Here is an 18003-nt window from a genome sequence, read left to right on the forward strand (position 1 = left end):
ATGGGAAAACGAAAAAAACTGCAAAGATGGTTACAGCGGAAAAATCAGTCCGCCATGAACTGGCGCAGACTGACGTCGAGCTGGCTGCGGACCAGGCGCAGCATGCTGTCCAACTCGCCGGGCGTCAGCCTCAGCCGCGTCGTCAGCTCCTCGCGGGTCAGTTCCATCAGCCGCTCGCGCGCGCGCGCAATCCAGCGTGCCACGGTGGAGCGGGGCGCCTGATACGTGGCGCTCACGGCGTCCATGGCCATTCCATGCACGTGGTGCAACCGCAGCAGGTTGCGCTCCTGGGCCCCCAGACGACCCAGCGCGGCGCGGAGGGCCACGCGGAAGTCTTCCTGATGCCGCTCACGGATGAAGGCCAGCTCGGGATCCGCGCCCAGCCGCTCCGCGAGCGCCACCGGGGCCCGCTCCAACAACTCGCGCGGTGCGGCGCGCTGCTGGTCGATGTGGAGCCGCAGCGCCACCGCCCGCACCCACTGCCCGAGCGGACCGCGCCCGGAGTAGGAGGCCAGCTTCGGCGGTGCGCCATTCACCGGGACCAGAAGCCGCTGGCGCAATGCCTGCCGCAGTTCGTCCACAAGGGTGGGCGCCTCCCTTGGCAGCCACGCCCCCACCTGGGACAGCACATGCGTGTCGAGCGCCTCGTGCGCCCTCGCTTCCCCCTGCACGCAGGCGAAGGCGAGGAAGACATCCGCCGCGCGCAGGCTCGCGAATACCTCGTGGGCCGCTCTCGTAGAGGGCAGCCGCTGCGCCACGTGCGCCACGAAGGACTCCGTGTCCATGCGCAATTCCGGCCATGCCTCGCGTGCCTCCCGCACCAGCGCATCAAGGACCTCCTCCAAGTCGGGAAGCGCTCTCAGCGCCGGGACGAGCGCGTGCGGCGCCCGGGACAGGAAGGATTCGGTCAGCTCGGACGTCACGGAACACCTCCACCGACAATCCCACCCACGCGGCTGGGAGAGAGACGGGGCGCCTCGGCCGAGGGGGCGCCGTGGGTGGACAGCCAGGCGCGCACCGCGTGCGCACGAGGCGCGTGGATGGGCGCGCTTCGGGCATAGGCCGTCTGGGCCTCTCGTGCCAGGGCGAGCGCCCGGGGCCGCTCCTCCTGTGACTGCCAGAGGGCTCGGGCGAGCGCGAAGTTCGCTCGGGCCAGCTCGGCCGGGGCCAGCTCCACCTTCTTGGCGAGCGCCACCGCCCGCTCCAGCGGCTCACGGGATTCACGCAGCCGGCCGCCCTCCACCAGCGCCTCGCCCAGCAGTCCGAGCGTCTGCGCTACCCGGGGGTGTTCCGCTCCGAGCGCCTTCTCGCGCACCTCCAGCGACCGCCGCAGGTGGACGAGCGCCGGGCGCACTCTGCGCAGTCTCAGCTCCACGTGTCCCAGGTTGTAGAGCGCGCTGGCCACCTTCGGGTGGTCGGGGCCGAGCGTGGCCTCCCATAGCGAGTGCGCCGCGTCGAAGAGGGCGCGTGCGTCCTCCAGGCGGCCCGCGTCCATCGCCACCGAACCCAGGTTGTTGCGCGACAGGGCCACGTCCGGGTGGCGGGGACCCAGCTGCGTCTCCTGGATCGTGAGTGCTTCTCGGTAGGCAGCCTCCGCCTGCGCGAGTTGACGCAGATCCCCCCGGGCATTGCCCAGGCTCAGCAACACGGTTGCCACCCGCAGCTGCTCGCTGTCCCCGCCCTTGCGCAGGCTGGCCAGGGCGCGCTCATAGTGGGGAATCGCCTTCTCCAACTGGCCCTGTCGTGCGAGCGCGTCGCCCAGGTTCGCCCGGATCATGCTGGTGTTGGAGTGCTCCGCGCCCAATAGGCGCTCGCTCAGGTCGAGCGCCTCGCCATGGCGCGCCACCGCCTCGCTCACCTTCCCCTGGAGCCTCAGCGCGGTGGCCACATTGTTGAGGTGCACGGCGCCTAGCGGGTGCTCCTGGCCGTACACCGCCACGACGAGCGCCAGGGCGCGGGCATGGTGCTGCTCCGCCTCCGCGTGACGCCCCAGCGCGTTGAGGGCCACACCCGTGCCGGTCAGGACATCTGCGAGCGCCACGTCGCGAGGCCCGCGCGCCCTCTCAAGGAGGGCCAGGGCCTTGCTGGCTTCCGTGAGCGCGCGCGCGTACTCGCCCTGTCGGTAGCTGAGGCTGCTGAGGACGCGGTGCAGCTCCGCGGCCACCTCCAGGGAGGCTTCGGGACCCAATCTTTCCAGCGCGGCCTCCGCCATGCGCGCGGTGCGCTGGGCCTCCTTGACCAGGCCCATGCCCTGGACTTCCGTATAGAGGAGGCGATTCCACGCGCGCGCGGCCGTCTCGTCATCGTGTCCTGCCTCCGCTACGCGCACCGCTTCCTCCAGTGCCTCACGCGCTGCGGCGAAGCTCCCGGCGGTGCCTCGCAGCTCGCCCAGCAGGAGGAGGGCTCCCGCCAGCGTGGGCCGGTGCCTCAGCCCTCGCAGTGTCCCCACCACCTCTTCCAGCCGGGGCAGCACGCGTTCATGGAATCCGGCTGCGCCCCGCACGCGCAGTCCGTCCAACTCCTGGCGCAAGCGCGCCAGTTCCCGCCGGGCCTCCGGGGCTTCTGGCAGTGGGTCCACGCGGGCGAGTGCGTCCCGGTTCGCGCACGCGGCCAGGGAGGAGCTGCCGCGCGGCCTCGGATGCCTGCGTGAGCGCCTCTCGCTCACCCCGCTCCAGCAGCTCCACCAACACCCGCAGCGCCTGGTGCCGGCCATCGAGGCACGCGGCGCGCAAGTCCATGAGCCGCTCCGACTGCGCCTGTCGCACGCGCGTGTCTTCGCACGACTGCCGCTCCTGGGCCACCAGCGCCTGGGCATAGGCGTCGAGCGCCCGCGTGGTGGACTCGAAGGCGTCCCCCGGCACCGGCGGCCCTCCCTGACGGAAGCGCTGCTCCAGCCGGACCCGGTGCGCCGCGCCCCAGGCGTCCTCCAGCCGGCCCTCGAAGCCGGTGCACGCCCGCGCGGCGTCACCGCGTGCCATGCCGAAGCCCGCGGCGGCGCTGGCCGCCACGCCTGTGGTCAGCACCGCGGCCACCCAGCGCCAGCGGCGCGCGTGTGCGCCCGACTCGAGCTGGGCGAGGAGCGCGGCCAGGGTCAGGTGGCGCGAGGATGGCTCGGCGGCCAGGCCTCGCAGGACGGCGCGGCGCACGGCGCCGGGCACGCGCGAGCCGCGGGGCGGCGGCGTCACTCGCTCCTCACGCAGGGCCTGGACGTGCTCGCTCGTCGTTCCTCCCGCGAAGGGCCGGTGGCCGAAGAGGGCTTCGTACAGCGCGACGCAGAAGCTGAACTGGTCGCTGCGGGCGTCCGCGCGCAGGCCTCGCCACTGCTCCGGGGACATGTACGCGGGCGTGCCCCGCCGGACGCCGGTTCGGGTGTCGCCTTCGGTCGCCAGGAACTGCCGGCGGGGGCCTCTTCGCCCCACGGCTCCCGTGGAGTCAGGAGAGCGGGCTCCGCACGGGCGAGGCCGAAATCGGTGACGCGCACCGGCCGTCGTCCCCGAGCAGTACGTTGTCCGGCTTGAAGTCGCGGTGCACCAGCCCCACCGCGTGCGCGGCGGCCAACCCCTGTCCCGCGAGGAGGAAGCGCGAGAGCACCTCGTGCCACGGCCGCGGCCGCTCCGCCAGCCAGTGCCGCAGCGTCCGCCCACGCACCAGGTCCATGGCGAGAAAGACGGTGTCGCCATCCAACCCCACGTCATGCACGGTGACGACATTCGGGTGGGACAGCCGGGCCAGGGCCTGCGCCTCTCGCACCAGCCGCCCGCGGGCCTCCGCGTCCGCCACCGCCCCGGGCTTCACCAGCTTGAGCGCCACTTCCCGGTCCAGGTCCGGGTCATACGCGGCGAAGACGATTCCCATGCCCCCCTCGCCCACGCGGCGCAGCAGCACGTAGCGCCCCACGCGTGCTCCAGGCTCCGGCGTACCTCTCAGTCGAGGTGCCGTCAGGGGCCCCCTGCCTTCCGGGGACGGGACTCCATCTCCCCTGAGGCCTGCCACCACCGCGCAACATGCCGCGCATCCATCCAGGTGGGCCTCCAGGCGGGCCACGGCATCCGCGGACAGGCGCCCCTGCTCCCAGTCCAGCAGCTCGTTCTCGTCAGGACACGGAATCATGAGGAAGTCCGTCAGACCGACCCAGCCGCAAACTCATCGCACCGGGAAAGAGTACGTCGCCAGTGAGGCGAGCTTCTACCGGGGGCTGCGCGAAGGGGGGCGCGGTGCTTTGTTGCTCGTCGCGAAAGGCAGACACGCTCTGGTTGGCGGGCGTAGCAAGCCCTCTTGGGTGTTCTGGGGGCTGTCTAGGGATGATGGCCGGGCCGAGGTTTGTGGGGCGCCTGCGTGTGTTTCGGCGGAGATGGGATACGCGACTCCCTCCGAACCTGGTGCCGTCGCGAGGTTTGCCGAGTCCAGATGTCGGGCTCGGCAACTGTCCTTGGACGGAGACGCGGGTTGCTACTTCGCCCCATTGGGGGCTGAAGGAGGCCCCCCGGAAGCCGCACGTGTCCCGGCGCGAAGTCGCCATGCGGGGGCGACTGAAGTGCCGGACGGGCTCCGCCTGCGCGTGATTCAACGGGCCTTGCGGCGCTCTTCGGCCAGTTGCGTGTTGAACCCGCGCTCGGCAGCATCCGCGTAGGCCTTGCAGCTCATCACCTTGGCGCCGGCCGCGTCTCTGGATGCATATTCCCAGCCACTGGAGCCCGGATGCGGTGTCAGTAGCACATCGCAAGGCAGGGCGCGCACGGTGGCGAAGCTGCGCCGGTAGTCGCTGATGATGTTCGGATAACGCGGGTTGGCCAGCAGTTGATAACCGGGGGCGCTGAGGCTGTCGGCGTAGGCAATGCGTACCGGCTTGCCATCGCGAGTATCATTCCACGTCCAGGCGATGCTGCCCGGGGTATGCCCCGGCATGAAATGCGCGGTGAAGTCGACGCCGCCCTGTGAGACGACCTCACCGTCCATCACCACGCGATCCGCCACGACTGGCGGGTAGGTGATGTCATCGCCGAAGTGCAGATCATCGCTGCCTCCGCGGGCCAGCAGCACCGCCGACTCGGCGCTGGCCACGAGCCGCGCGCCGGTGCGGCGCTTCAGTGCGGCGAAGGGGCCTGCGTGGTCGGCGTGTGCGTGACTGCTTAGCAGCAGGCGCAGGTCCTGCGGCGCGAAGCCGCGACGCTGCAGGTTGGCCAGCAGATGGTCGGCCATCTGGGGCATGCCACCATCGAGCATCACGACGCCGTCCTTGGTTTCCACCAGCAGGGCGGTCAGCTCCTCGGTGCCAATCTGCCAGGTGTGGTCGGCGATGCGCAGCGGCTGCATGGGCTTCAACCAGGACGCATCAACGGTATAGGCCTGCAGCTGGGGGAGCGTCGGCGGCGCGCCACCCGCGGTAGCGGAGTGCAGCAGGCATGCGGAGAGGGCGCAGGTGACTGTCCGGAAACGCATGGCGAATGAGGATGTGGGAAGGTGAAGAGACGCTAGCACGGCCCTGGACGGGTGTTTCGCAGTTTCATCGTGGCAAGCGAAAATCGTCCTTATTGCCCTACTGCTCGGCGCGGATTTTCATGTGTTGTTGATAATTTTAGCCTTCTTGGTTTCCCCAAGTAGAGCAAGCTCCGTTCCTCTCGCGGCTGCTGGACGAGTTCGCCATCAGCGAGCGGCAGCGGAAGATTGCCGAGCTCAACGCCTTCCGGCCTCCTGAGCCGGAAGAGTGGCTGCGAGTCGCCCTTCCATCGGACGTGGCGAATCCGGAGCGCATGCTCGAATCCTACGGACACTTGTCCGGAGGCCTCGTGGTCCCGCTGCACATCAAGGTCCCCTCCATCACGGACCTCGACCTCTTCCAGTTCTTCTCTTCGTGCGCGCCAGGTGGTGCTGGCGCTCGGTCCGATGCGAGGTGAGTTGCGCTGCAGGAGTGGCCTCAGGTGTCAGTCAGCCAGTGTCTTCCGATTTGTGCCTCTGTTTCCTGAATATGCTGGCTGGCCACCTCGTGGTGAGTCGCTGCGCCGGCGCATCGCTCACGACATGACGCGCGTTTTGACGCAGCTTTGACATACTCATGACGCAGCGACCGAGTTCTGGGTAGGCACAGCGGGGCTCTGCGGAGTCTTGGGGCTCCGAGTCTCTCGGGAAACTCTGGACGGGTGAGCCGGTCGCCTCGCGAGAAGGGCGAGTGCCCCCGTGAAACGGCGGCGGAGGCAGCTGGAGCAGCGGCCTCCTGAAACGTCTTCACTTTGAATATGGATTTGGAGGCGCCCCGCTGGCCTTGCGTTGCCCCCTCGGGGACCAGGAGAATGTTGTTGAGCGCTTCCCCGAATGAATCCCTGCGCGAACTCGTTCTCGGCTCTCTATCAGAGGACTCAAGCTCTCTGACGGTGTGCCCGATATCATGGGAAGCGCTGGCTGAGAGTACCGCGGCGCTGGTCGTCCGGGGACGTGGTAGTCCTCGATACGGCTTGGGCGGTGCCTCGGTGCTTCTGACCCTGCTTCGGTGCTACGGGAACTCGTCGGCCCTCGTGCGCGCTTCGCTTGCTCGAAATGACGCAATACTCAATGTGGTTTTGATGCACCCATGACGCAGGGTCCGAGGTTGGGGTTGGCACATGGGACATTTGATGAGGGGAGACCGTGGTCGAGGTGGCCAGGCTCACGCATCAAGTTGCCGTGCGACGGTGGCTCCACCTCGAATGCTCCTGCTCGATGAGTTGGACCGCGCGCGCGGCTCCGTCCTCTGTTCGGATGCGTTCACCCACCGCCGCGGCCTGCGCCAGTACCGTCGGGGATAGTGCCGTGCGGATGGCATCCGCAAGCCGTTCGGCCGTGAGCGACTTCTGCGGTACCGGTTGGGGCCCTACGCCCGCACGGAGAACCACGTGCCCCCAGAAGGGCTGATCGCCAAGAAAGGGGCAGATGATGGTGGGCTTGCCCGCGCGTAAACCTGCCATCGTGGAGCCGGCCCCGCCATGATGGACCACCGCGCTCATCCGAGGGAATAGCCAATCATGTGGCGCGGACTCCAGCATGAAGACATTGGGTGGGAGTTCGCGCGCTTTCATGCCTCCCCAGCCTGTGGCCAGCACCGCGCGCTCGCCGGTCAACGCCAAGGCCTTCAGGACGGTGGTGGCACGCGCATCCGCATGCGCCGCGCCCATGCTGCCGAAGCCCACGTAGACGGGCGGCGGTCCCTCTTGGAGGAAGGAGTGCAGCTCGGTGGGCGGAGTCCATTGGTCAGCCTCGTCGAGGAACCAGCAGCCCGTCACCTGCGTCTGGGGCGGCCAGTCGGAGGGACGTGGCAGCAGATGCTCGCTGTACGCGTACAGCGCCGGCACCGCGGAGCCATCGGCCTTCTTCATCGGGTCCGCGAAGCGTGAGAGCGGCGCGAGGCCCAGGGTCTTCACCCGGAAGTCGTTGGTTGCTCCGGCCCAAACCACGTTGGCCAGCGTCAGGAGTCGATAGCTGAGCGCGTTGAGCCAACCGCCGAGTCGGAAGCTCGGGACTACCGGCACCGGGAACTCGCGCGTCGGAGTCAGCGGCAGCGGCATCGCGAGCAACTCGACGGCCCCGAGCTTCTCCGCGATGTGGTGACTGCCGAGCGCCTTGGAGTGGTACACGAGCACGTCCGGCTTCAGCTCCCGCGCCGCTCGCCACTCGTCCTCCATTCCCGCCCGGACGATGGCGCCGAACCCCTTGAACAACTGCCGCTGCTCGGCTCGCGTTGGGGCGCGTAGGACCGCCTCCGTCAGCTCCAGCACCGCATTGTCCATGTTCGCGTAGGGAATGCCATGGCGCTCCACCAGGCCTCGGAAGCCGGTGGGCGTGCAGAGTGCCACGACATGGCCATGCGCCTTGAGCGCCTTGGCGAGCGCGACGAAGGGTTGGACATCACCTCGGGTACCGTAGGTGGAAATGAGCACGCGCATGGAGACCCCACACTGGAGCTTGTCTGCGGTAACCACCGCAGGCAGGTGGCGGCCCGACCACCGAGGAACCTGTGCGTGCCAGGCGCGCGCCGCACACCCTTCGAGATGTGTGGCCAGTGTCTCACGACGTGATGCTCCAAGCCACGGAAACCATGCGGCCCGAGCAGGGGCCGTGCGTGGACTGGTGTTGGGCGGTGGCGTTCGCGACAGGAAGGCCGCTGTAACGCTGGGGCATTGCCGCATCCAAGACTCAGGGACCGGTTTCAGGGATGCCAAGGCATGCGGCCATGCCCGGGCGCTCTCCTACACGCTGGCGAGCGCCACCCAGAGCTGCCAGCCCATGAAGGAGCGCGCGACGAGCAGCGGTCCCTCTGGGCGCGTGATGGTCCAGTCGAAGGTGATGGAGAGTGGGAAACGCACCAGGGTAAACCCGAGAACGGCCATCAGGATGGGCGCCACACCCGTCCTCCACCGCAGTAGAGCGCGCGAGGAGCAGCAGGGATATTCCATCACTTGAGGTCGTCTTACCCGTTCTGGTCATGGCAAGGGGGGGAACCCATCCCACCTGCGACCTTGTGCCCACCCTTGCTCCCGCCGTCCCTAACGATTCCGAACACCTATCGTGCGGGTGCTCTGGGTTCTGAAGGGGGGCGCACTGGGGGGATGTGGAGCGAACCGCGTCTTTAGTTGATGGCTGCTGATTGTTGAGGCCTGGAGCAGACGATGTGAAGTGTCACGTTACAATCTTCTCGCTGGACTCCTGGGCTGGTGGGGCAAGCGCCCACCCTCCGCAAATTGGCGCTTCCTCGTTGTCCTGTCCCCATGGAGTTGCAGTCCCTCCTGGGGGCCTGTGAGCCGCTACCAGTGGACGACACGTTTTTGTCCTTTCGGGAAGGCTCCACGCGGCCTTCGGCTGACCGCCACCCGTGGGGGGCCCTGCGGGCTCAGTGCGCGCATGCTTCTGGAAATCCATTCCGGCCCTGAATGCGTGTCGAACGAGGAGACCGTCCACGGCGATGGCGTCCTGTTCTTCACCGCGAACGACGGCCCTCTACCTCGTCATCAGCCTGGACGAGGAGAACTGGCTGGTGCGCAGCGAGGGAGGAGCGGCCTGCACGCCGCTCCTCGATGTCTTCGAGGACACGGTCATCTTCCACATGCGGTCCGTGGGTGAGAAGCTCTGCTTCCTGGTGGTTCGGGACGAGGAAGAGCCGAGTCTTTTCGTCACGGACGGCACGCGCGAGGGCACGCGTTCCCTGCGCTTCTTCCCGGGCGAGTATCCCCACGACATCGTCGCGCTCCACGGCGGGCTCTACTTCAGCGCGGGCTGGGGCACGCCGGAGGGCGAGGCGTTATGGGCAGCGACGGCACGGTGTCCAGAACGCGGCGTGTGGAGGACATCCGCCCGGGCGCGGAAGGCTCAGCGCCGGCGTTCCAGGGAGCGAAGCTCTTCCAGGACTTGGTGCGTGGAAGTGGCGGCTTGCCTCCGGCCGGAGTGACGGCCATCCAGGGCTGGCTGTTCTTCGGCGCGGCAATATGGGGGGGGGCGCGAAGCCGAACCTTGGCTGAGTGACGGCACCGCCTCGGGGTCACGGCGGTTCACCGCCGGCCCCGCGCGCACGCCAACCGGCTTCGTTCGATCTGGCTGGGGCGTGTTCTTCACCGCCGAGGACAGCGGCAGCGGACGCGAGCTCTACGCTCTGCCCTTTCCGTCCCGCAGGCGAGCGCTTCCACGCGAAGCCTTGAAGCCGGCCAGGCGCCGCGACACGCGTCCTGGTCCCGTGGCTGCGCCGGAGGGGCCGGCATCGTGCTCACCGCCGTGCACGCTCCACGACCTGTAAACGCTTGCCGATGCACCACGAGGACGCACCCTCGCGAAGGCGCCTCGTCATGCCTGGCCATGGTGGGCGGGCTCCCACTCGAAGTCGCGGGGGAACTCTCATGCATGTATGGCGTCAACTGGTCGGGGCCTGCCTCCTGGCAGTGGGATGCGGTGGTGCGACAATGGAAGAACCCGCGTCGGATTCCCCTGCTCCAGAGGAAGTCAAGGCGCAGTGGGAAGCCCCGCTCCCGGAACTGGGTCCCGCCACTCTCTTGAAGGACATCTACCCGCCGCCGGACGAGCCGTTCCCGGGGCCCTTCGGCGGGCCGGCTCCCACCGATTTGCTGGCCTTTCGTGACAGGCTTTACTTCTCCGCTATTGATTTCGCGGCGGGCCAGGGTGCGCTCTGGCGTAGCAACGGTACGACCGCGAGCACTGTCCCGGTGAAGCACCTCGACGACGCGCCCGGGCGCCTGACGGTGGTGGGTAACCAGCTCTTCTTCACGGGAGGCTTCAGCGAGGAGCACGGCAACGAGCTGTGGGTGAGCGATGGCACGACGGCGGGGACCCGATTGGTCAAGGACCTCACGCCCGCGTCCGGCACGGCCTTTCTGGAGAACTTCATCGCGGTGGGTGACACGCTCTTCTTCTTCCGTGTCGTCCGCATGCCCATCATCTTCTCCAGCGAGTTGGAGCTGTGGCGAAGTGACGGCACCGCGGAGGGGACGGTGCGGGTGACGGAACTGGGGCAGGAAGGCACGTTCAATGGCCCGCTGGAACTGGCGAGCGTGGGAGGCCGTCTCTTCATGAGCTTTGGTAAAACGGATACAGGCACAGAGCTCTGGGTCAGTGACGGAACCGCCGGGGGCACCCACCTGGTGAAGGACATCTTCCCGGGCTCCAGTTCGTCGTTCCCCCGGAATCTGACGCCCGCGGCTGGGGTGCTCTACTTCTCCGCCGACGATGGCGAACATGGGCGTGAGCTGTGGCGGAGCGACGGCACCGAGCAGGGCACGGAGCTGGTCGAGGACACCCGCCCCGGCCCGGAGGGGTCCGAGGCGCAACCCATCACCGTGTTCAAGCAGCGCCTCTACTTCGCGACGTTCGCCCCGCTGTACGCGGCGACCGAGCTCCGCAAGTTGAATCCCGATCCTTCCTGTCACCCACGCTCGCAGCGTGTCGCCACCATCCCCAACCCCTATGCGAACATTCCGCGCGAGTTCTTCATCTTCGTCTCCACCTTCACCGCGACGGAGCGAAAGCTCTACTTCACGCTCTACTACGACGTGGGAAGTCCGGCCCCGGCCGACGTGCAGCTCTGGAGGACGGACGGAACCCGGAAGGGAACAAAGCTCTTGTACCAGCCCCTCCTCGTCTCGCCTGACCTGTTGCCTCCCAGGCCCGTCCCTACGGATGATGGTCGCGTCGTCTTCTATGCATACGACGAAGCCCACGGCCATGAGCTTTGGGTGACGAACGGTCAGCCGAGCGGCACACGGTTGCTCCAGGACATCAACCCGGGGCCGGCCTCGTCCTATCCGCAGGATCTGCTCCGCGCAGGCGACTTCATCTACTTCACGGCTCTGGATGGCGTGCACGGTCGGGAGATATGGACGCTCCCGGTGCCACATCCCGAGGAGGCCGTGCAGCCGAAGTCCTCGCGAGAGTAATGGAGCCCCGGAACGTGTCGTTCTGAGCGGCGGCTCGCCTCATGGCGGCGTCCTTCGAATGCGAGGCGAGCCGCGCTTCAACGCGCAACGCGATATGACGAAAGCTGGTGGCCACGTGCATCAAGGGACATGAGGTCCCGGCTCGACCTGCCACGCCGCCTTAACGCGTAATCCCACGAGATGTCCCAGGGGGCCCGACCTGGCGGAGGCGCTGGATGCGGTGGTCTGGGGCGCCAGCACGTCGCGGCGGCGCGTCACGAGTCGCACCATCCTGCGCCCAGGCCGAGGGCCAAATCACGAAGCTCGAGCGCCTCAATCGTCTGATGTGAGGCCGCGCAAACCTCGACCTGCTACGTCATCGAGTGCTGCTCACCGTTTGAACCTCCGGCCCATACGAAGGGCGGGCAAGCCGCTGAATCGGGTGACGCTCAGTCCTGATTTCCAGCGCTGGGATGAGCATCGCGTCTCAGCCGATGGCGCGTTTCCGTTCGCGGCGGCACATGGATGCGCTCCAGTAGCCCACCGTCGCGCTGGCGCCGGAAGCAGCTGTACACCGTGTCCCATGGCGGAACGTTGTGCGGCGGCATCCGCCAGGAGAGGGCTCCCCGCGTGACGTACAGCAGTGCATCGAGAATGCGTCGACGTGGGTGCCGTGGTGGCCGACCGTCCCGTCATCTGAGGGCCCGTTCGTCATTGCCTCGCAAGATAGGTGTCCTGCGTGGCCACCGACACGGACACAGTCCCATCAAGGCACTGGCTTCCGACTCCTCCCTTGCTCAGCTTCTCCGGGCGTCTGCGGGGAGGAACGGGAACTCATGACGTTGCGATGGAATTCATGGGCGATGTGTCTGGTTGGATGGGGGCTCTGCATCGGAGTGGCATGCAACTCGTCTCCAGGGATGGACACGGCGCCGCCTGCCTCCGATGCTCCTGCTCCTGTCGAGCCCTCGATTTCCGATGGCGGCCACCCTCTGGAGCCTGAAGAGCCATCTCCTGGTGAAGTGCCACCAGACGATGCCGGACGGCAGATATTCCCCCAGGCCTTCCAGCAATCGCTGCCGGGCTCACGAACCGTGGCGAAGCGCACGACCTTTCGTTTCCGCATTCCTGTGGCGCGCGCCGGCGGGCGGCTGAGCTTCGTCTTCTTCGCGGGGGACGACGCGCTGAGAATCCATGCGGCCACCGTGGCCCGTGCGGGCGCGAATGGAGCGCTCGCGGCCGCCCCCCTGCCGCTCACCTTCCAGGGCGCCCCCGACGCCCTGATCGCCGCGCGTCAGGCCGTTCACAGTGACGCCGTGGCACTGCCCGTGAGCTTCCGTGAGGAACTGGCCATCTCTTTTGAGGTTGAGGGCGCAATCGCCGAGGGGCAGATGGACCTCTTCCCCCAGAGCTACGCGGCCGAGGGGAGCCACTCCTCGAAGCCTGGCCGATTCGGAGAGGCCCAGAATCGACTCGTGGGGCTCGGCGGCATCGAGGTGGACGCCAAGGAGACACGCACCATCGCTCTCATCGGCGGTGGGTTCGCTGCGGGCAAGGGCGCGCCCACCGGCGACTTTCGGGAGACTTGGCCCGCCGTGGCCGAGCGTCTTCTCGGCCAGCCGGTGCTCAATCTCAGCCAGGAAGGCCAGAGCATCGCCTCGGTGGTCGCGGCGCTTGACGCGGGGACGCTGCGGCTCGCGGGTGTCACGGACTGCTTGGTGTTGCTGGGCGGTGACGAAGCGCCTTCCGTCAATACGTCCACGCTTCTGTCCTCGCTGGATGCGCTGCTATCGCGGCTGCGCTCACGATGTCATGTCTATGCCGGAACGCTCCCGCCCCAGGGCCCCTCGTCATCCAGCGGGGAGCCGTCCCGGGGCGCCCGACACGTGGTGAATGACTGGCTGCGCTCGGCGCCCCCTGCGGCCCAGGTCGTGGACTTCGACGTGTTGCTTCGAGACCCGAGCAATCCCGAGCGCTGCCAACCCCACGTGCAGGATGACACCGGAGGCTTCTCCGAACGGGCCCAGGCTTGGATGGGGGCCGAGGTGGCTCGGCGGCTCGGACCCGAGCCTTCCGAGGAGCCCTCCAGGAAGATGACCCTCAAGGTGACACTGACGAACTCCAGCCATGAGGTGCTCACAGTGGACACTGCTGGCACCGTGTTCGCCGTGAAGCGTGAGACGGGCCGGGCGCTCCTGTGGGCCAGCACGGACAACGCGCGCTCCTGGCAGCCGCGCGGTCGCCACCCGCAGGGCTCTTCCTTCCAGGTGATGACGTCGCTGAAGGACGGAACCTTGCTCGCGGACACCCTGGCCCCTGATGGCATGCACGCGCTCGCTCGCTCCACGGACAACGGCGCTACCTGGAGCGATGTGCTGCCTCTTGGGCTGTTCCGCATGCTTCAACCAGGCAACATCCGCGAATTGCACGGCACCGTCTTCTTTGGTGAATACCAGGTATTCGCCAACGAGTCGCCCATCCGCATCTGGGCGAGCACGGATGGGGGCGCCACCTGGAAGGTGCGTGCCACGCTGACGGGACGCCGCCATTGTCACTCGTTGGTGGCGGACGCGGAGCAGGGCGTTTTGTGGGCGATGATGGGAGACGCCCGCGGAGGCTTGCTGCGCTCGGTGGACGACGGCGTTACGTGGAGCGCCGTGGTGGACGGTCCCCGGGGCGTCGCGGTGGACGGCATCATCACCCCGCCTGGCCTGCTCTTCGGCTCGGATACGCTGTACGGTCCGGACTTTCCCAGCATCCGTCTCGTGGGTGCGAACGACGAGATGATGGAGATGACACGACTGCCCGGGCCCAGCTACTCCGTGCTTCGGCTTCGCGGTGGCGGATTCCTGATGGGAACCACACGAGAGACCGGCGGGGACGTGTACGCGCCTGGGGACGAGTCCGCCCACGTCTTCATCAGCGCGGACGGCCGCACCTGGACGGAGTTCATGGCCTATCCCCGCCTCCTCCCGGACGACTACGCACGCGCGGACGTATACTGGCAGCTCCCATCGGGCGAGGTGTTGCTGCGGCTGACCAATGTGCAAGGCATTGGCACGGGTTTTCAGCTCCTCGAGAGCACCCTGCTCTGATGGGGGTGAGCCACCCCAAGTGCTTCGCGGCGTGAGACGTTCTCGCCAGCACCGAACCCGCTTGGGGAGACCGGCGCCGCGCCGAGGTGGGGGCCCCCTGTGTCAGGGAAGAAGTCGCTTGGGCGGACTCGCCGAGCTGTTGATGCTCTCTGCGCGCGCCTCTCTTACTCGCTGTGACGCGCTAGAGCGTGTCCGCAAACTAAAAAAGCTGCGGCCTGGTTCGCTCTGGAGGCCGCGGCGACGCCCAGTTGGCCGAGCGCATTCGCGCAGCCAACTTCAAGGCGACTGGTCCGAGGTGCCTCCGCTTCCAGACGAGGGTCGTCGCGACGAACGCCATCTGCCGGGCTGCTAAAAGGGATCTACCCATGTCGGATTCATCTCGCTCCGTGTTCTTTGGCGCCAATGCTGCGCGGACCGGACACTTCGAGGGAACGGGGCCGCTCGTGGTCAATCGAGCCCGCTGGAAGTTCAAGCCGAGCACGCTTGCGACCACACGCAACACGCCTGCAATCCACGATGGCGTGCTGTTCGCGAACTTCGACAATGACAAGCTCTACGCGCTTGACCTCGCGAAGGGAAAAGAGCTCTGGAGCGTGCGGGTCGGGGGGCGCGTTCCTGAGAGCATCTCGAATCCGATGGTTGCGCATGGTTTGCTCTTCGTCGTCGGTGGCGGGCAGTGTCACGCCGTCGATCTTGGCACGCACGCCATCCGCTGGAGCGTCTCGTGTGACTCCGAGGCGACCTCCTCGCCAATCGTTGTCGACGACGACGTCTACGTGGGAACGCGGCTCGGTGGGGTGGTCGCCATCGACGCGCGTACGGGAGTCGAGCGATGGCGCGTGCAGCTACGCTGTGGTGAGAGTGTGCAGTCCGCGGTCAGCGTGACGCGCGATCAGGTCGTCGTCGGGACCAGACGCGACTTCGTCGAGGGCCACGTCGTCGCGCTCGACCGCGCCACGGGGGGCGAGCGATGGTCGGCGAAGGCCGGTGCGATGGCCAACGGCGGAGCGCCCGCGATCGAAGGCAGCACGGTTTATGCCCTGTCCGGTCTGGGGATGTGCCTTCGCGCGCTCGACCTCGCCAGCGGCAAAGAGCGTTGGTTGTATGAGACGGGCGGCGCGCTGTGGGGAACGCCCGCCGTTGCGGACGGCGTCGTGTGCTTCACCGGCTATCACGGGATTCTCCACGCGCTGGACCAAGATACCGGGAAAGAGATTTGGTCGGTCGCGCTCGACAATCCCCCGAAGGATACGGTCTCACCGACGATCGCAGGTGGCGTCGTCTACATGGGGGCCGGCAACGTCGTCCACGCCTGGACGCTCCGGGAGGGAACAGAGCGCTGGCGGTGGAAGGCTCCCTACCGCGTGTGGACGGCACCGCTCGTCGCCGACGGCACGGTCTACGTGGGCTGTGACCGCGCGATCGTCGCGCTGGGGTAGCGTCGGCCGCCCGGCTTCCACATGACTCGCAGGCCCAGGCCCCTGCCGCGCCTCAACATGGCCTCTATCCCGTCTATACGCACGAGACACGCCTGAACAGCTACCAGACAGTTCGGAGCTTAGGTCCGCGGTAGCCCCACTTCACGTTGAGCAGGTTCGAATTGGGCTCGATGCGGCCCCCGTCGTCGTCGCGCCAAACGATTTTCGGGGTGTGGACCATCCGCGCGTAGTCTTCGTCCCTACGATCCATCCATTCCTCGTGGGTGAGGAGCGTGCTCTTGCTGTCGGCTTCGTCCGTGCACGTGAGCCCGAGCCGGGTGAGCAGCTCGAACTCGTCTCCGTCGGCGGTGAAGTCGCCATCGATTTCCCTCAGGATCCCGAGCTCGACATCGTGCCCATATGCGAGCTGTTCGATTCGACCGCAGCGCAGGTAGCGATCCGCGCGCCCCATGAACGGCGACTTTTCGAGCACCGAGGGAATGATACGGGCCACGCCGTTGGCCCACAGCGTGAGCTTCAGGGCGTTCGAAGCCAGCTCGACACGACCACCCTGTTGGGTGCCCGCTCCTTCGGCGACGACGAGCTCTTTCGATGCCACATAGGTCGTGCCCATGAACTCGAGCTCGACTGGCGTCTTCTTCTCGAAGCGAACCTGCAGCTCGGCCCCGAGCCCCCCTTGCGGCGAGCTGGTGAGCGAAACCAGCACGCGCGTGACCGCCTTTTTGGCGCGAATGAGTGGCACCTGCGCGGACAGGTCGAGTGCCGTCAGCCCTCGACTCGCCGCGATGGCGCGCCCCCACTCGTTCCACAACTTCACTGCAAGCAGTTCTCCGGTCGCCATCGAACCTCCGAGCACGTGAATCGCAGGTTGCGGCGGTGCGTTCCGTCAGCCGCATAAGAGGAGAGTCGCCGATTTGACGGGGGCAACTCTACCTCCTGCGCACGCAGCGTTGAGGCGTGTTGCGAGTCGCAGGCGACGACGCTCGCCGCGGAGCCGGCCGCCATCCGTGATGTCGCGAACCGCGTCGGCGATGAGACGGAGAGCGCGTTCACCAAGGTCTTCAATCGTCACTTCGCGAGATGCCAGGCGCGTAGCGGCGCCGGGTCTGGCGCACGCGCCCGTGAGTCACTGGGACAGGACCGAACTCAGGTTCACCAGCGAATCACGACGGGTACCGTGCTTCACGAAGTCCTGAATGGCGCGGGCCAGTGTCGCGGAGAGCAGCCCCAGCAAGGGGAGGTGTGCGCCTCCTTCGCAGGTGGCCTGGCCCTGGGCGTCCTCGGCATCCGGGGTGAAGCGCTCATCCCAGCGCACCAGCCCGAAGGTGCCATCCGCGCTTACCGCGCCGTGGACAAGCGGCTTGCCCGTCCGGTGCGCGTAGTCGATGAGCACCTGCCGGCTGTGCTGGTTGTCCATGCAGTCCACCAGGAGGTCCGCGCCACCGCAGAGAACCTCCGCATTGTCCCGGGTGAGCCGCACGCCGTGGGACTCCGCCTTCACCCCGTGCAGGTTGAGGAGTTGGAGCTTGAGCGCCTCGGCCTTGTTCTTCCCGACGGAGGGCTTCACGTAGGCCTGGGCGAGCAGGTTCTTGGACTCGACCCGGTCGAAGTCGATGAAGACCAGGGTGGCCCCCAGGTTGCGACACAGTACCGCCGCGGTGGAGCCGATGGCGCCCACGCCACAGAAGAGGATTCGCATGGCGGTGTCTCACCGGGCCCCGAAGGGGACCTTGGGACGCAGGTAGATGCGCTCCTCACCCCGCGCGCCCCGGAACCGGTCGACGACGAAGTGGGCGAACGCGTCGTCGCGAAGCTGGCTCAGGTGAAGGCCGGGCACTCCGCCCGAACGAACCAGCTCCGTCGCGATGCGGCGGATGTCCGTGTCCGGCACGGGGCCGTCCAGCTCCACCGGGACGTCCGCGGACATGCCGTCGTAGGTGATGTTGAGTGTGGCCATCGTCGTGTGCGCCTCCTCACGCGCCCGGCGGAGCGCGAGGGTGCGCCCCGTGGGACTCACGCCGGGACGGCAATGGGGGCAGGCTCCTGACGATACCGGCCAGCGGTGTTGCCAACCGGGGCCCGGCT

General features: G+C 67.5%; 15 protein-coding genes and 1 pseudogene. 5 read left to right on the plus strand and 11 right to left on the minus strand.

Translation table 11 applies throughout. The annotated features are described in order from the left end of the window. Positions 1 to 44: 44 nt before the first annotated feature. The 5 genes from QEG98_RS08200 to bla form a co-directional block, all read right to left on the minus strand. Complete coding sequence (locus QEG98_RS08200; protein WP_316566305.1) at positions 45 to 923, minus strand: sigma factor-like helix-turn-helix DNA-binding protein; 879 nt, start codon at positions 921 to 923, stop codon at positions 45 to 47. Next, a complete protein-coding gene (locus tag QEG98_RS08205; protein ID WP_316566306.1) occupies positions 920 to 2578 on the minus strand; it encodes a tetratricopeptide repeat protein in 1659 nt (552 codons plus the stop codon). Before QEG98_RS08205 ends, QEG98_RS08200 begins: the two co-directional genes overlap by 4 nt. Continuing rightward, positions 2478 to 3335, minus strand: coding sequence for a hypothetical protein (locus QEG98_RS08210; protein WP_316566307.1), 858 nt, complete (start codon positions 3333 to 3335; stop codon positions 2478 to 2480). Before QEG98_RS08210 ends, QEG98_RS08205 begins: the two co-directional genes overlap by 101 nt. A 97-nt stretch (positions 3336 to 3432) precedes the next feature. Next, entirely contained in the window at positions 3433 to 4110 is a 678-nt protein-coding gene (locus QEG98_RS08215; protein WP_316566308.1) for a serine/threonine-protein kinase, read from the minus strand. Between the two features lie 453 nt (positions 4111 to 4563). After that, on the minus strand, positions 4564 to 5439 hold the full coding sequence (gene bla, locus QEG98_RS08220) for a subclass B3 metallo-beta-lactamase (RefSeq protein ID WP_316566309.1): 876 nt from the start codon (positions 5437 to 5439) through the stop codon (positions 4564 to 4566). Between the two features lie 140 nt (positions 5440 to 5579). Here bla and QEG98_RS08225 point away from each other — a divergent pair. Next, positions 5580 to 5837: pseudogene (locus tag QEG98_RS08225) on the plus strand (hypothetical protein); the annotation flags it as partial. Between the two features lie 810 nt (positions 5838 to 6647). Here the strand turns inward: QEG98_RS08225 and QEG98_RS08230 are convergent. Continuing rightward, positions 6648 to 7913 (minus strand): glycosyltransferase, encoded by a 1266-nt coding sequence (locus tag QEG98_RS08230; RefSeq protein WP_316566310.1) that lies wholly within the window; start codon positions 7911 to 7913, stop codon positions 6648 to 6650. A gap of 303 nt (positions 7914 to 8216) precedes the next feature. Next, positions 8217 to 8372 carry a hypothetical protein gene (locus QEG98_RS08235; RefSeq protein WP_316566311.1) on the minus strand — a complete coding sequence of 52 codons (156 nt, stop codon included), beginning with the start codon at positions 8370 to 8372 and terminating at the stop codon, positions 8217 to 8219. Positions 8373 to 8929: 557 nt separating this feature from the next. On the opposite strand from QEG98_RS08235, the gene QEG98_RS41750 reads away from it, so the two are divergent. Further along, positions 8930 to 9412, plus strand: coding sequence for a hypothetical protein (locus tag QEG98_RS41750; protein ID WP_410477982.1), 483 nt, complete (start codon positions 8930 to 8932; stop codon positions 9410 to 9412). Between the two features lie 595 nt (positions 9413 to 10007). After that, positions 10008 to 11405: an ELWxxDGT repeat protein gene (locus QEG98_RS08250; protein WP_316566314.1), complete on the plus strand. Its 1398-nt coding sequence runs from the start codon at positions 10008 to 10010 to the stop codon at positions 11403 to 11405. Positions 11406 to 11833: 428 nt separating this feature from the next. On the opposite strand, the gene QEG98_RS41755 is transcribed toward QEG98_RS08250, so the two are convergent. After that, positions 11834 to 12040 carry a transposase gene (locus QEG98_RS41755; RefSeq protein ID WP_410478063.1) on the minus strand — a complete coding sequence of 69 codons (207 nt, stop codon included), beginning with the start codon at positions 12038 to 12040 and terminating at the stop codon, positions 11834 to 11836. 438 nt (positions 12041 to 12478) lie between these two features. Here QEG98_RS41755 and QEG98_RS08255 point away from each other — a divergent pair, with 438 nt between their 5' ends. Continuing rightward, positions 12479 to 14479, plus strand: coding sequence for a hypothetical protein (locus QEG98_RS08255; RefSeq protein ID WP_316566315.1), 2001 nt, complete (start codon positions 12479 to 12481; stop codon positions 14477 to 14479). Between the two features lie 386 nt (positions 14480 to 14865). Further along, positions 14866 to 15918, plus strand: coding sequence for a PQQ-binding-like beta-propeller repeat protein (locus tag QEG98_RS08260; protein WP_316566316.1), 1053 nt, complete (start codon positions 14866 to 14868; stop codon positions 15916 to 15918). 100 nt (positions 15919 to 16018) lie between these two features. Here QEG98_RS08260 and QEG98_RS08265 read toward each other — a convergent pair whose 3' ends face one another. The 3 genes from QEG98_RS08265 to QEG98_RS08275 form a co-directional block, all read right to left on the minus strand. Beyond that, on the minus strand, positions 16019 to 16759 hold the full coding sequence (locus QEG98_RS08265; protein ID WP_316566317.1) for a hypothetical protein: 741 nt from the start codon (positions 16757 to 16759) through the stop codon (positions 16019 to 16021). A 285-nt stretch (positions 16760 to 17044) separates the two neighbouring features. Then, positions 17045 to 17617, minus strand: coding sequence for a HesA/MoeB/ThiF family protein (locus QEG98_RS08270; protein WP_316566318.1), 573 nt, complete (start codon positions 17615 to 17617; stop codon positions 17045 to 17047). A 9-nt stretch (positions 17618 to 17626) separates the two neighbouring features. Then, positions 17627 to 17875 carry a hypothetical protein gene (locus tag QEG98_RS08275; protein WP_026113817.1) on the minus strand — a complete coding sequence of 83 codons (249 nt, stop codon included), beginning with the start codon at positions 17873 to 17875 and terminating at the stop codon, positions 17627 to 17629. Positions 17876 to 18003: the final 128 nt, after the last annotated feature.

The sequence above is a fragment of the Myxococcus sp. MxC21-1 genome (genome assembly GCF_032612255.1).
In the GTDB taxonomy this organism is placed as follows: domain Bacteria; phylum Myxococcota; class Myxococcia; order Myxococcales; family Myxococcaceae; genus Myxococcus; species Myxococcus virescens.

Excerpts from the sequence above, each read along its gene's own strand:
- QEG98_RS08210 (WP_316566307.1), bottom strand. The coding sequence starts at position 3,335 with ATGTCCCCGGAGCAGTGGCGAGGCCTGCGCGCGGACGCCCGCAGCGAC.
- QEG98_RS08215 (WP_316566308.1), bottom strand. The coding sequence starts at position 4,110 with ATGATTCCGTGTCCTGACGAGAACGAGCTGCTGGACTGGGAGCAGGGG.
- bla (WP_316566309.1), bottom strand. The coding sequence starts at position 5,439 with ATGCGTTTCCGGACAGTCACCTGCGCCCTCTCCGCATGCCTGCTGCAC.
- QEG98_RS08230 (WP_316566310.1), bottom strand. The coding sequence starts at position 7,913 with ATGCGCGTGCTCATTTCCACCTACGGTACCCGAGGTGATGTCCAACCC.
- QEG98_RS41750 (WP_410477982.1), top strand. The coding sequence starts at position 8,930 with ATGGCGTCCTGTTCTTCACCGCGAACGACGGCCCTCTACCTCGTCATC.
- QEG98_RS08265 (WP_316566317.1), bottom strand. The coding sequence starts at position 16,759 with ATGGCGACCGGAGAACTGCTTGCAGTGAAGTTGTGGAACGAGTGGGGG.
- QEG98_RS08270 (WP_316566318.1), bottom strand. The coding sequence starts at position 17,617 with ATGCGAATCCTCTTCTGTGGCGTGGGCGCCATCGGCTCCACCGCGGCG.
- QEG98_RS08275 (WP_026113817.1), bottom strand. The coding sequence starts at position 17,875 with ATGGCCACACTCAACATCACCTACGACGGCATGTCCGCGGACGTCCCG.